The 15137-nt window shown below is 32.0% G+C and carries 13 protein-coding genes; 12 read left to right on the top strand and 1 reads right to left on the bottom strand.

What is annotated here, in order from left to right; genetic code table 11:
• Positions 1-42: 42 nt before the first annotated feature.
• Positions 43-1689, bottom strand: a complete 1647-nt coding sequence (gene pafA, locus SB689_RS12045) for an alkaline phosphatase PafA (protein ID WP_410692388.1) — start codon at positions 1687-1689, stop codon at positions 43-45.
• A gap of 138 nt (positions 1690-1827) precedes the next feature.
• Here pafA and SB689_RS12040 point away from each other — a divergent pair, with 138 nt between their 5' ends.
• The 12 genes from SB689_RS12040 (at position 1828) to SB689_RS11985 (ending at position 14984) form a co-directional block, all read left to right on the top strand.
• Complete coding sequence (locus tag SB689_RS12040) at positions 1828-2370, top strand: GNAT family N-acetyltransferase (protein WP_410692387.1); 543 nt, start codon at positions 1828-1830, stop codon at positions 2368-2370.
• A gap of 66 nt (positions 2371-2436) precedes the next feature.
• Entirely contained in the window at positions 2437-4152 is a 1716-nt protein-coding gene (locus SB689_RS12035) for a S41 family peptidase (protein ID WP_410692386.1), read from the top strand.
• 100 nt (positions 4153-4252) lie between these two features.
• Complete coding sequence (locus tag SB689_RS12030) at positions 4253-4837, top strand: TetR/AcrR family transcriptional regulator (protein WP_410692385.1); 585 nt, start codon at positions 4253-4255, stop codon at positions 4835-4837.
• A 74-nt stretch (positions 4838-4911) separates the two neighbouring features.
• Positions 4912-5649 carry an SDR family oxidoreductase gene (locus SB689_RS12025; protein ID WP_410692384.1) on the top strand — a complete coding sequence of 246 codons (738 nt, stop codon included), beginning with the start codon at positions 4912-4914 and terminating at the stop codon, positions 5647-5649.
• A 238-nt stretch (positions 5650-5887) separates the two neighbouring features.
• Positions 5888-6952 carry a PIN domain-containing protein gene (locus tag SB689_RS12020; protein ID WP_410692383.1) on the top strand — a complete coding sequence of 355 codons (1065 nt, stop codon included), beginning with the start codon at positions 5888-5890 and terminating at the stop codon, positions 6950-6952.
• 101 nt (positions 6953-7053) lie between these two features.
• Positions 7054-8031 carry an SDR family oxidoreductase gene (locus SB689_RS12015; RefSeq protein WP_410692382.1) on the top strand — a complete coding sequence of 326 codons (978 nt, stop codon included), beginning with the start codon at positions 7054-7056 and terminating at the stop codon, positions 8029-8031.
• A 257-nt stretch (positions 8032-8288) separates the two neighbouring features.
• Positions 8289-9089 carry a helix-turn-helix domain-containing protein gene (locus SB689_RS12010; protein WP_410692381.1) on the top strand — a complete coding sequence of 267 codons (801 nt, stop codon included), beginning with the start codon at positions 8289-8291 and terminating at the stop codon, positions 9087-9089.
• Positions 9090-9204: 115 nt separating this feature from the next.
• Positions 9205-10104, top strand: a complete 900-nt coding sequence (locus SB689_RS12005) for an NAD(P)H-binding protein (RefSeq protein WP_410692380.1) — start codon at positions 9205-9207, stop codon at positions 10102-10104.
• A 269-nt stretch (positions 10105-10373) separates the two neighbouring features.
• Positions 10374-11294, top strand: coding sequence for a helix-turn-helix domain-containing protein (locus SB689_RS12000; RefSeq protein ID WP_410692379.1), 921 nt, complete (start codon positions 10374-10376; stop codon positions 11292-11294).
• A gap of 66 nt (positions 11295-11360) precedes the next feature.
• Positions 11361-11960, top strand: a complete 600-nt coding sequence (locus SB689_RS11995) for a hypothetical protein (RefSeq protein ID WP_410692378.1) — start codon at positions 11361-11363, stop codon at positions 11958-11960.
• 4 nt (positions 11961-11964) lie between these two features.
• Positions 11965-12213, top strand: coding sequence for a redox-active disulfide protein 2 (locus tag SB689_RS11990; RefSeq protein WP_410692377.1), 249 nt, complete (start codon positions 11965-11967; stop codon positions 12211-12213).
• Between the two features lie 68 nt (positions 12214-12281).
• Positions 12282-14984, top strand: a complete 2703-nt coding sequence (locus SB689_RS11985; RefSeq protein WP_410692376.1) for a WG repeat-containing protein — start codon at positions 12282-12284, stop codon at positions 14982-14984.
• Positions 14985-15137 lie beyond the last annotated feature (153 nt).

Here is a 15137-nt window from a genome sequence, read left to right as displayed (position 1 = left end):
CTCGCAGTAATTGCGAGTTTTTCTTTTATATTTAATCTAAAATTATTTTCCGATAACCTCAGTAATCGGATTTCCGACATTTCCACTTGGGAACTGAATTTTTAATAATGAAGACACTGTAGGTGCAATATCCGTCATGAAATATGGCTTATTACTTTCTCCATGCTGAATTCCCCAACCCATAAAAATTAATGGAATGTGTGCATCGTAAGAATTCCAAACACTATGTGTCGTTCCTGTTTTTGCATAAGGCGGAAGCATAGAATCATGAGAAATTAATTGAATATCTCCACTTCTCTGTCTATTGATTCCGTTAATAATTCTTTGTTTAATAGGCTCCGGAATAGAAGACTGAGCTACTTTCGTTACAGAAACTGCATATAAAACGGTAGGATCTTTTTCTAATTCTTTAACCGTAAAATCTACAACATCATCCAATTCGATCTTGTTATCTTTTAATAATTTTCTATCAAAATAAACCTGATAATTATCAACAGCATTGATTAATTTATCAACCCCGAATTTAGCTTTCAATTTATCATTAATATCTTTTTCCATTCCTTCACCGAAGAAACCTGTTGGAAGTTTATGTTCTTTCAAAAATCCTACAGAATGCGCTCCACCGTGGTCAGCAGAAAGGAAAACCGTATACTCTCCTTTTCCAACTTTCGAATCCAAATAGCTGAAAAACTGAGCCAAATCTTGATCTAATCTTAAATAAACATCTTCCACCTCAATAGAATTGGGTCCGAATTTATGTCCCGCATAATCTGTCGAAGCTAAATTAATCGCTAAAAAGTCAGTAATCGCATCACTTCCTAATTTTTCACCTTCAACAGAAGCTTCAGCCAACTTTAAAGTAAGCGTATTTCCGAAAGGTGTATAACGGATGTTATCTTTTCTCTCCTGATAATCTTTTGCTAAATTACTGTAAGGGAAAGTCGGTGTTTTTGCGCTTCCCAAAAGCCCTTCCCAAGAAGAATTATCCGGCGAGCTTTCTGTGTATTGATTGATCGGAAGCAAAGTATTCCAACCATTTGCAACTAATTTTCCCGGTAAATCCTGCGCATTGAAATCTTTCATCCATTTCGGCAGATCATTCATATACCAAGTACTTGTAATGAAATCTCCTGTAGAATCATCAAACCAAAAAGCACCATTCGGAGTATGACCGGCAGGCAAAATCGAAGCACGGTCTTTTAAAGAAACGCCAATCACTTTTCCTTGAAAGTTGGTTGCTAATCTTAATTCGTCCGTCACCGTTGTAGACCAAAGATTTTTTGGAGAATGGCTTCCTACTTTAGCATTGGTAGTTCCGACAGGCTGAACGCTTTCATCTGTTGTACAATATACATTTTTACCTGTTTCTTTATCATTCCAGTCATTTCCTGCAATCCCATGAATCGCCGGAACCGAACCCGTATAAATAGAAGTATGCCCCAAAGCCGTAACCGTAGGGACATAAGGAATATGAACATTATTTAATGAATACCCTGTACCCAATAATCTTTTGAAACCGTCGTTTCCAAACTTGTTGTAAAAACGATACAAATAATCCCAACGCATTTGATCCACCACCAGACCAACAACTAATTTTGGTCTTTCTAATTGAGAATTTTTATTCTTCTGAGCATTAATTGTAATTACGGACAGAAAAGTAGCCGCCGCAATTGAAATTTTCCTAAGCATCTAGTAAATTTTTATTGAGAGCAAATTTACGTGTTTTGAAAGTTTTGGAATGTGAAATTATAATTAATTTTGAAGCTTAGATTTTATTTATATGTAATAAAAACAACTTGCTTATCAACTAAAATCCAATTTATTTTAATGATACAAATCAAAAAACTAGAAAAACTCACCTCCAACCCAACACTCAATTGGGGATTTAATGGTTATGAAACCGATAAAATCTTTGCTGTTTCAAGCATTGAAATTGGGAATACTTTTGAATTTAATATAAGAGAAAAAAATCAACATTATAAGAAAATCTGGGAAACAAATTCCGAGGATATTGATGAACTCAATAAAATTATTGAACAAGGACATTCTTTCGGAGCTTTTGAAAATGACGAATTGATAGGCTGGATTATCTGTGAGTTCAGAGAATGGAATAACAGTCTTTTTATCGAAAATATGTTGGTCAGTGAAAAATTCAGAGGACAAAGTATTGGTAAATTATTCATTAAAAGCATCAACAGAGAAGCTAGAGAACTTCAATGCCGAATCGTAGAACTGGAAACCCAAAACACCAATTATTCCGCCATTAAATTTTATCAGAAAGCAGGCTTTCATTTCACGGGAATTAATACAAAATTATACAATGATTCCTCGGAAACGGCTTTGTTTATGAGCTTTGATGTCATAGTTTAAAAAAACTTTTTTAATAATTATTTTTTATTGATACATAAATATTATCTTTAAAAATTACTTATTATCATGAAAAAGACGGTATTTATTTTATTCTTTTTTCTGTTACAACAATTTATTTTCGCTCAAAAGGAACAATATTATGATTTCATCAAAACATGGAATTTTATTAAATATTACCATCCTGATCTTGCAAGTGGAAAAATTGATGCCGACAGCTTGTTTCTAGTTACAATTAAAAATCTCAGTTCAAAAGATGATTTTAATTCTGTTATTGGAAAATTAACACAAAATTTGAATAAAAACTTCACAATTCCGGCTCCAATTGAAACATCAAAAGATATTTTAACAAAAAATCAGAGTTTCAAATGGTTTCAGAAAAACGGGAAAATAAATTCCGAAAACAAAGCTTTATTGGATATTATTTACAACCATCGATACAATTTTGAACTTTTAAAAGATGGAAAATCAGTGAATGATGAAAAAAAATATCCGTTCCCAAAAAATGAAAATATTCCGTCTGAATATCGTTTGCTGACATTGGCAAAAATCCAGGGAATTGTGGATTATCTTTTTCCACATAAATATATTATGGATAAAGGCTTTGACGAATATTTTAAAAATATTTTAGATGAAAATTCAAAAATAACTTCAAGAAAAGATTTTGAAATGGTATTGGCTAAGCTGGTTTCAAAATTTAAGGACAGTCATGCAATCAGCTTTTACAAACAACTGAATTACAGAAAAGATATTTTCCATGGCATTTATCTTGCGCCATTTGATTTTCAGATTGTTGATGATCATATTTTGGTAACAAAACTTATTTTCCCTGAAATCTGTTCGAAAGCTCAGATTAATGTCGGAGACAGAATTACTTCCGTTAATGGCAAAAGTATTCCTAAAATCATCAGAGAAAAAGGAGAATTATTATCGACTTCCAATAATGAAAAATTGATTTTTCTTCTTTCAAAATATGAAAATAATCTGATCTGGACCGATGATCTTCCACAAAAGACTTTAGAAGTAAAATCAGCAAAAAATAAGAAATTTTCTACAAAAATTGATATGATTGATCCTTCTGGTAAAGAAAAATATGATCTGATTTTTAATTATTTACAAGATAAAATCAAGAAAATAGAAAAACGTGAAATTGTACATAAGGACGTTGCTTATTTTAAAGTTAATGAGACTTTAGGTTTTATAAATAATGTAAATGATGACAAAATGGATGCCGTAATGGATAGTATTCTAAGCAACGCGGCACAAAAAAAAGCCATAGTTTTTGATATGAGAGGATATCCTGATTGGGGCGGGTTCTTTTTTCATTATCTGTATAAATACTTCTCTCCTACCGAAAATTATTTTGGAAAATATTATCAACCGAATTTAAAAAATCTCGGAACTTTTACTTATAAAGATCAGAGCATCACTTATTTTCCTTCAATTCCGGGGAAAACGATTCATAATTACAAAGGAAAAGTTTTCATTCTAGTTAATCCGGACACCCGAAGCGCAAGCGAATGGTATTCGATGAGTTTGCAGAAAATTTTTCCGCAATCGTTGACAATTGGTCAACAAACTTCCGGTGCAGACGGAGATATGGTGAAAGTAAATCTACCGGGCGATTATATCTTAGAATTTACCGGAAACGGAATTTTTTATCCTGATAATTCTCAAACCCAACAAACAGGAATCAGAATGAATGAATTGATTAAATATAAAGATCAGGACATTCTGGAAAACCGCGATCTTGAGTTTGAAAGGGTTTTTGAACTTCTCAAATAATTTCATTTGATATTATCGACAAAAACTATAAAAGATATTCAAAATTTTATTTTGTACTAATCGGTACAATTATATACCTTTGTCTCATCAAAATAAAGAAATGGCAGGCAGACCAAAAATATTCGACGAAAATCAGGCAATTGAAAAAGCGACTGAAGTTTTCAGAAACAAAGGCTACGATACAGCTTCTGCAGACGAATTATTGAATGCCATGGGAATCGGAAAAGGAAGCTTTTATTTGGCTTTCAAAGGTGGAAAACAGGAATTATATCTTCGCTCTATCAAACAGTTTTCAGATAGTTTTCATCAAAAATTATCTGAAGGAATTGCAAATTCTGACAACGAAATAGAATTCATCAAACAATTATTTTTAGGATTAGCCAACGGTTCCGACTGTGATAAAGAACGAGGATGTTATCTGGGAAATGCATTAGTCCAGCTTTCCGAAAAAGATGATGAAATAAAAAAAGTATCAGCAGAAATTTTAAAAAATCTACAACACCTTTTTGCTGAAGTTATCAATAAAGCACAGAAAAATGGACAAATAAAAAGCACTGAAGATCCTGAAATTTTAGCTTGGCATCTTACCAATCTCTGGAACGGAATTCATGTTACAAAACGTATGGAAAATTCAGCCCAAATTCTTACTTCAATCATTGAACTTAATTTAAAATTACTCGATTAAAAATTTTTTCTCATATTTTGTACCAAATAGTACAATATTTAAATTTAATATAAATTAAACAAAAACAAATTATTATGAACATTACAGACAACACAATTTTGATCACTGGCGGAGGTTCAGGAATAGGTTTAGAAATTGCAAAAGCATTAAGTCCGGCAAATAAAATTATCATCGTCGGAAGAAACAAAGAAAAATTAGAAGCTGCGGCAAAAGATTTAGAAAACGTATTCACTATTCAGGCAGATATTACGAATGAAAGTGATGTTAACAGATTATTCGAAGAAGTGAAAACAACTTTCGGAAGTTTGAATATTTTAATTAACAATGCAGGAAATGCTTACGTTTACAATATTGCAAATGATGGAAATGCACATGACAAAGCCGTGGCAGAATTTACAACCAATTATTTCGCGCCAATCAGACTGTCTGAAAAATTCCTTCCATTATTAAAAGAACAAACCGAAGCGGCAATCGTGAATGTTTCTTCAATTGTAGGTTTTGTTCCGGGATCTCATCTTCCAACGTATTCAGATTCGAAAGCAGCACTTCACTCTCACACCAGATTGTTGAGATACGAATTGGCAAAAGATACCAACGTCAAAGTTTTTGAATTGATGCCGCCTTTGGTTGCCACAGATTTCTCAGCAGAAATTGGAGGTAAAGAAAATGGAATTCCAGCTTCTGATGTTGCCAACGATCTTGTAAAAGCACTTCAGGAAAATATTTATGAAGTTCGTGTTGGAGACACAAATTTATTATACAATAATTTCTTTGCAGCTACGGAAGGGGCTTTCGCTACTTTTAATAATTAATAAAAATGATACAGAAAACTCCTGTCGCTTAATTCGGCAAGTTTTAATATATAAATTTCATAGACGAGCTGGCGTAATTTTTTTGCGCTGGCTTTTTTATGGGTTATTTAAAAATTTTTATTGTTTCTAATTAGGAATTGATTCTATATAACTTATCTCTTACGGTTTCCTGTAGAGATTTTTTTTACTTAGAAATAATTTATAAATTTGATGCTAACCACGAAACTGTAATTGATATATGTCAAATCACACTATTTTTTTAGACACAAGTATTTTTGAATCAGAAAATTATTTTGAAGGAAGAAATATCAATTTATTATTACATCTATCACAACAAAATTTAATTGATTTAAAAATTACTGACATTGTTTATAGAGAAATTATCAATAGAATTACTGATCATGCAATAAAAGCTACAAACCTTTTTAAAACACAAAAGTTAAGTTTTGAAAATGATGCAAGGATATTAAGAAATATAAATATACTCGAAGAATATTTTAAGAAAGTCAATTTCAAAAAAATAAAAAATAGTGCAGTTTTAGAAATAAAACAAAGGTTTGAAGATATAATTAAAAATAATTCTATAGAAATAATTGATACTAGTGCTGCAAATTTAAAAGAAATTACAGATGATTATTTTGCAACAAAACCTCCATTTAAAGAAGGTTTAAAAAAAACTGAATTTCCTGATGCAATAAGCATTAATGCAATAAAATCCTGGAGTAATCAAAATTCAAAAGGCTGCTTTTTCATCTCAAATGATAAAGATTTCGAAAATTATGATAGTAATAGTATAAACTGTACATATAACTTATCATCATTATTGGAATTCCTTTATAAAGAAAATAGCGATATTCAATTCGAGGTAATCAATAAAATTTATAATAATGCAAAAACTCAAATAGAAGAGTCAATAAATTCTTTACTATCAGGTGATTTAGAAGCTGCAGCTTATAATTATTTAGATAAGGATTATTGGATGGAAGACTTAGAACTAAATTTTATAGAAATTGATAATTTAGAGATTGTAATAGGTATAATAAATGAAATTGAAGAAACAAACTTCACTTTCGAAATGGAAGTAAGTATATCGTATAGTGTTGATTCTGAGTTTATAGATTTAAGTCATGCAATATATGATAAAGAGGATGGAACTTGGTATGGTGAAGAAAGAGTAACTGATGTAAAAAAGTTTAATTCAAATGTTATTCTTTATCCATATTTTGAATATTATCCTGATAAAACAAATGGAAAGTTTATTGAAATAAGAGATTTTGATATTGTTGATACAGAAGAAATTTAATTTTCAAAATTCTTGCCCCTCACAACAAATAAAGGTTGAGCCTCACAACAAAACCTTAACCCAAAATAAACCCCAACTTTGTACTGTAAAATTTAAACAAAATGGAAAACTTACAGACAAAGAAAACAGTTTTGGTAACAGGAGGTACAGGATTTTTGGGAGTTCATACCGTCCTGCAATTATTGCAACAGGGGTGTGAAGTGAAAACAACTCTTCGTTCATTAGCGAAAAAAGACACTATTTTAAAAGCTTTGCAAGAAGGCGGAATTACAGATTTTTCAAACCTTTCATTTATTGAATCAGACCTTACAAGCGACAACAATTGGGATGAAGCCGTAAAAGGTTGTGATTATGTCCTTCACGTGGCATCGCCCTTTCCTGCTCAGGATCCGAAAGATGAAAACGAACTCATCATTCCTGCAAGAGACGGAGCTTTGCGCGTTTTGAAAGCGTCGCGTGATGCGGGTGTGAAAAGAGTGGTTTTGACCTCATCTTTTGCGGCCGTCGGTTACAGTAAGAATATTGCAGACCATATTTTCACGGAAGAAGACTGGACGGATGCCAATACTGAACTTCCGGCTTACATCAAATCAAAAACCGTCGCCGAAAAATCTGCCTGGGAATTTATCGAAAAAGAAGGCAATGGCTTGGAGTTGACGGTCATTAATCCTGTCGGAATTTTCGGTCCTGTCATCGGTGGAATCACTTCTGCTTCATTGGATATTGCAGTTTCAGGGATTCTAAACGGAACGATGAACCAAACTCCACCTTTCACGATGGGCGTAGTAGATGTGAGAGATGTTGCGGACATTCACATCAAAGCGATGCTTCATCCGAATGCTGCGGGAGAGCGTTTTATCACAACTTCAGACGATGTGATGAGCTTTTATGATGTTGCCGAACTGTTCAAAAAAGAAAGACCACAATACTCTTCTGACATTCAGAATTTGGAACCAATCGGCAAAGAATTCTACAAAGAAATGTCAAACAAAAAAGCAAAAACCATCCTAAACTGCATTCCAAGAAGCCGTGAAAAAGCTCTATTAGCAAGTGCAGATAGTTTAATGACAAATCCGTAAATTTGTAAGACAAGTCATTGTAAAACCAACAGTTAAACTTCGACAAATATAAAACGACATAGGAAGCTGAAGCGTTAAGAAAATTTAAACTTAATCCGTTAAAAAATTTCCATTGTTTGAAGCGCGACAAAAATTTTGAATTCGCGCAAGTTTTGGGGATTTTAGGATTAATTTTAAATTTTTAGCGTAAGTTTCCAAGTCTTGAATTTTTCGTTCTTTTGTTTCAAGACAAAAGGACATAACAAAAAAGAAAAAAATTGAAATTCAATAATCTACATTCCTGTCATTTAGGTCCCGAAATTTCTCCGGAACAGTTTATCCCTGAACATTTCTTTTTGTTTTTACTGAAAGGTTCAATGGTTTCGTACGATGGTTACAGGCATTACAACATGAAACCCGGTGATTACTGTATTGCACGGAAAAATCATTTGGTTCGTTATACAAAATATAAGGAAGACGGGGAGTTTGAAAAGGTAATCATTGCTTTTGATCAAAAATTTTTAAAGAAATTTCTGGAACGTCATCCTTTTCAAGCCGAGCCAACCGACAATAATGATTCTTTTTTATTTATTAATGAAGATAAATTAATTAAGAATTTCATACAATCTCTCGAACCTTATTACAACGGAAGCGAGCAGTTGGATGATACTTTTGTGGATATAAAACGTGAAGAATTGTTGATGATTTTGTTAAAGAACAATCCTGATCTGAAAGATATTTTCTTCAATTTCAATGTTCCGCATAAAATTGATTTGGAGTTGTTTATGAATCATAATTATAAATTCAATATCAGTCTGGAACGTTTTGCTTTTATGACAGGACGAAGTTTATCTACTTTTAAAAGAGAATTTAAAGCAATTTTCAACACCACTCCAGGAAAATGGCTGATGAATAAACGTCTTCAGGAAGCCTATTTCCTTTTGGATAAAGAAAATAAAAAACCGACAGATATTTATGTTGATCTTGGCTTTGAAGATCTCTCCCATTTTTCTTTTACGTTTAAAAAATTGTATGGAATTTCACCTTCGGAACTGAAGCAAAAAAATAAATCATATTAAAATTCAAGTCTCTATCAAAACGATAGAGACTTTTTTTGACTACACAAAAAGTAGATTTGGCTACGCATAGCTTTTGAACAATCCTGAACTTTGTTTCAATAAAAAATCAAACAAAATGAAAATTATCGTAACAGGCTCGTTAGGAAATATCAGCAAACCACTGACAAAAGAATTAGTAAGAAAAGGACATGATGTTACCGTTATCAGCACCAACTCAGAAAGACAATCAGAAATTGAAGCATTGGATGCTAACGCTGCAATCGGTTCTATGGAAGATGTGGATTTTCTAACCAAAACATTTACAGGTGCAGATGTAGTTTATGCCATGGAAGCATTAAATGCAGGCGTTTTCTTTGATCATAACATCGATTTCATCGAAGCTAATACTCAGATCGGGAAAAATTACAAAGAAGCTTTTGAAAAATCGGACGTGAAAAACATTGTTCACCTTAGTAGCATTGGCGCTCACCTTCCAAGCGGAAACGGAATTCTTGCCTTTCATTACAATGTAGAAAAGATTTTAAATGAACTTCCACAAGATGTTTCCATTAAATTTATGCGTCCGGTTGGGTTTTATTATAATATGTATTCTTTCATTCCAACCATTAAATCACAAAACTTAATTATCCAAAATTATGGTGGAGATGAAAAAGAACCTTGGGTTTCGCCTTTAGATATCGCCACTGCCATCGCAGAAGAAATTGAAAAACCATTCGATGGAAGAGAAGTTCGCTACATTGCAAGCGAGGAAATTTCACCAAATGATATTGCAAAAACTTTAGGCGAAGCCATCGGAAATCCTGAACTGAAATGGTTGACCGTTCCTGACGAAGATTTATTGAACGGAATGATCAATGCCGGAATGAATCCAAAAACGGCTAAAGGTTTCGTAGAAATGAATACTGCCAGAGGAAACGGAGTTTTATATGAAGATTATTATAAAAACAGACCTGTTTTAGGAAATGTGAAAGTAAAGGATTTTGCTGAAGATTTTGCTAAAGCATACTTCAAATAAAATTTTCTTTTGTCTTGAAACAAAAGAAACAAAAATTCAAGACTTGGAAACTTCCGCTAAAAATGAATTCTGTTCTCTAAAAATTCTAAAACTTGCGCGAATTTATTATTTGTTCTTCGATTCAACATTTGTCTCGCGCTTCAAACAGTAGAATTTTCTTAACGTTCACAGAATTAATTTTCTTAACGCTCCATTTTCCTATGTCAGATCATCAAGCTAAATTGATAAAATTATTTTCATTAATTTAATACAAAACCTAAATTTATAAAATGAAACAGCCCATCAGACTCAAAACCATCAGTGAATTTCATCAATTTCGTGGACTTCCGAAACCTGAACATCCGCTGATCAGTGTTATAGATTATAGCACGATCAGCCATGATCCTGATATTAAAGAACTGAGCTGGATTTTAGATTTTTATTCGATTTCTATTAAAAGAACTTCTAATGCGAAAATAAAATACGGTCAGCAGGAATATGATTTTGATGAAGGGGTAATGTTTTTCATGGCTCCGGGACAGGTTTTTGGCGTTACTCTTGATCCTGACACAAGTTTACAGGCAAAACATACGGGATGGATTTTACTCATTCATCCCGATTTTTTCTGGAACACTTCTTTAGCCAAAAACATTAAGCAATATGAATATTTTAATTATTCAGTGAAAGAAGCTTTATTTCTTTCAGAAAAGGAAGAAGATGTGGTTAAAAATGTTGTTCAGAATATTCAAAACGAATATCATTCAAATATTGATCAGTTCAGTCAGAATATTATTATTTCACAGATTGAAACATTGTTGAATTATGCTGAACGCTTTTATCAAAGACAATTTATTACACGAAAAATTTCCAATCATAAAATTCTTGATTCATTAGAAAAATTATTATCCGATTATTTTAATAATGAAGATCTGATCACAAAAGGACTTCCTTCTGTACAGTTTGTTGCCGATCAATTGAATGTTTCGGCAAGTTATCTAACCGGATTATTGAAAGTTTTAACCGGACAAAGCACTCAACAGCATATTCACGAAAAATTGATTGAAAAAGCAAAGGAAAAATTATCCACAACTCAATTGTCTGTGAGCGAAATTGCTTATGAATTGGGTTTTGAACATCCTCAGTCTTTCAGTAAATTGTTTAAAAATAAAACGAGTGTTTCGCCGTTGGAGTTTAGGCAGTCTTTTAATTAAGAATTTACATGAACTAAATTTCATTTAGATAAAAACAGTTTAAGATAAAAATAATATCTTAGACCAATGAAATATTTAGAAAAAATTCAAGGATTATTACCTTTAGGCTATTTATATCTAATTGTTCTTGGACTTTTAAAGGAAAGCATTCTTTTTTATCAGTTGGGAATAAATATTTTGAAATATTCCTCTATAACGGACATTCTGATCAGTCCGATTGCTGATATGGCTTCAAGTCCTATTTTGATCATTGTAATAATTTCTGTTGTGCTTTTATTCTTTCTATTTCAGGTAATACTGGTGAAAAACAGCGATAAAAACTGGAGTAAAAAGCTATTAGGAAGCTATAAAATAAATCATGAAGGTGATAAAAAAACGCTTCAAAAATCGATGATTCCGGTATTTGCCATACTTGTAGGTATTGAACTTCTCGCTTTGTTTGTAGGATTGGGGTTGGGTGAAGGCCGAATTATTAAAAAGAGAATTGATACTCAAGATTTAAAATACAATTACAAGATCGTTTCCGAATCCGGTGGCGAACCGACTGACATTTACATGATCGATATCAACAGTTCTTACTATTTTTATGTCGAAAAAGGAGACAGAAACATTAAGATCGCACCTGTTGGAAAAATTAATACCCTTGAAGTCATTAAGAAAAAATAAAACCATGAAAGAAACTAAACCAATAACCGAATACTCTGATGAAGAAATTATCAGCAATGAAAAGAAGATAAAAATTTTAACCATTATGTTGATGGTTTTCCTTATTCTTTTATTTTTAAGTACGATGTTTTTAACATTCAAAAAAGGATTCAGTGCTTTAACAGTTGTTCCGATCGCCCTACTTCCTATTCTGATCATGAATATCAACAACTGGAACAAATTAAAGAAAGAAAAAGCGGATAGAAATTTATAGATAAACACAGAAATTTATTACGAAAATTTAATTTTTGTACTTTCGTTTTTAAGAAAAAATATATTGTGGTGAAAAAAAATCTGTTTTTAATAATTATACTCTTACATCAGTTTTTGTTCGCTCAAAATATTGATTCGCTGAAAAAACAATCACTCCAATATTATGAAATCGGCGATATCCGAAATGCTTTATGCGTTTTGGAAAGCTATCCTGATGACGAAAAAACAAAAAGTGACATCTGGCAATATAAAATGCATCTGAAAAGCATTCTTGCCTATGATTTTACTCAAAAAGCAATTCTCAATCTTGATCACTGCATTGAAACAGTCACCTTCGAAAAAGGGATAATTTTCACGATGGGAATTTACAGTGCTAATGAAAAACGATACATTATCCCTCCTATTTATGACAAAGTTGGAGCTTTAAGCCTCAAAAAAGACCTTATTCTTTTAAGAAAAAACGGAAAATCAGGGATTGCAGATATCAATGGTAAAATTCTTCTCCCTTTAGAATACCACAACATCGGACAGCATATGAGAGATTTCATTGGTGTTATAGGCTTGGATTTCAGGTACAGTCTTTATGATGTTGATCTTAATATATTACTTAAAGACTATTTTGAATTCGTAGATCTAGACCATTCCGACGACTATTTTTTAGCTTATAAAACCAAAGGTGACGTTCGTCTTATTGAGAAAAAAACGATGAAAGTACTTGCTCAGGGCAGTTCAATCGATGCAACTTTGCTCAGTAATTTTGAACCGGGTCTTCAGGAACTATTTTTCAATAGAAGAGCATTGAAAAAATCGAATATTCAACTCATAAAAGTTAAAAATAATTCATCCGTAAAACTTTATGCGCTGTCTAATGAATCGGGTTTACAATATATTAATGAATTTGAAGAAGTTTATTTCGAAAATGGAAACATTGATAAAATCATCAATAATTATGAATCTGCTAAAAAACCTTTAAGTGAATACAAAGAATCAAAGCATTATATCCCTTTTAAAAGAAACGGAAAGATTGGCATTTATTGCGTTGATGACAACAGCGTTTATAAAGAACCGATCTTAGAAAACATTGATGAATTCGGGAACGGAATGGTGAATGGAAAAAAAACGAGTATCCTGTTTGATTATCCTGTTTCCCTTTTTAACTATGGTTCTTCAATTGTTCGAAATAATACTTTAATGTTCGAAAAAGACGGCAAAATGGGTTTAATGAATTACAAAGCCCAGCCCATTCTCGATGCCGAATATGATGAATTTTACAATTGGGATGGAAGAGATGTTTCAGACAAAAGAAATCTACTGTTTCTTCGAAAAGGCTATTTGTGGGGATTCCTTAACCTTAATGCAGGCCTTATACAACGGGCTATTTACGATTTCATTCCTATGGGCGAGCATGAGGAAGATGTCTATTATACCTATAAAGACCGACAACATTTTAAACGAAATGTTTTTGCAGCAGATTCCATGGAAGTGTATAAGCAAGCGGAAAACTTCATTCAAGATAACAGAAAGAATTTTTATCAAGCCAACGATACAGAAAATAAGGCTGAAGTTAAAAAAAAGAAGAAAACCATAACAAGTTTTTTCAAAGATCTTGATATTAACATCATTGAATATGGAAAAACAGGAAGATCAACTTACGCTCTAAAAAAATCGCCCGCATATCCTTTGGAACTCTACAAATTCGTAAAAACAGACAATAAATATGCACTAAAGGTAAGTTATGAATCGAATGGAAAGGAAGACATCAAAGCTTCTTATCCTCCACTTTTTGACTCTATAAAATATCTTAAGGGAAATTATTTTCAGGCTACTTTAAATGGAAAAATGGGTTTGATTGATGAGTACTACCAATGCATTTTGAATTATGAATATGAAGATATTAAATCTTACTATTTTCAGTTTATGGATGATCCTATTTTCAGGGTAAAAAAGGACGGTAAGTATGGTTTGATGAATAAGAATTTCAACTATATTCTGCCTCCGGAGTATGAGGATATACAGGTTTATGAAAATCAAACTTTAAGTGTAACACGGAATGGAAAGAATTATTATCTGTTGATCCAGAGCTTTACTACTCCCAATTTGTTTAATATGTTTGAGCATTCGGAAAGAAAATATGCGTTAAAGCAATATCATCCAAAACTCGGTATTACGACTTTCAGTTACATAGAAAATGGTAAAACAGGACTGGTAGATTATAATGAAAAAGAACTGCTCGCTCCAGTTTATGAAGATGCCCTTTTTGTGACTACATCTAATGATAAGCACTACTCTATCGTAAAAAATAAGAATCAGTATTATTTTTCTGATCAGGCCGGAAAAATTCTTGTATCTGAACCGGTTTCGATTGATAAACGATTTTTGTATCCTGAATCATTCAATGTATATTATCCGTCAGGAATTTTTGAAAAGGCTGTTATTTTAAAATCTGCCAAAACACAGAAGATGGGATTGTATGATTTTGAACTTGGTAAAATGATCATTCCTTTCAAATATGATGATCTGGAAAAAACCAATTCCCGTTCTTATAAAAATGATTTCGCAGAGACTATTATTTATGATAAAAATGATAGTGAAAAGAGAAACTATATTATTACTGTTGTAGATATCCATTCCGGGAAAACTATTTTTGGCCCGGTGAAAAGTTATTTTCATTTCTCAAACGATATTTATTTCAATGGAGGCGGAATCATCTATACGATTGACGGTAAGATCGTTGCAGGGCATAGCGATCCTGGCGTTAAGGAATACTATTAATTGTCTTTTTTATCTATAATTTTATAATAAAAATAAGTTCTTTTTAATTTTTCATTAATAATATAATATCAATTTGATTTTAATAGTAATAAATTAAATAATAACATTTTTTATCACTAATAGTTGATTTAATTAATATTTTAGTTACTTTTA

Source organism: Chryseobacterium sp. SIMBA_038, from assembly GCF_046535115.1.
In the GTDB taxonomy this organism is placed as follows: Bacteria; Bacteroidota; Bacteroidia; order Flavobacteriales; family Weeksellaceae; genus Chryseobacterium.
Note: the sequence above shows the minus strand (reverse complement) of the source record. Positions and strands in the feature narration are given on the sequence as shown.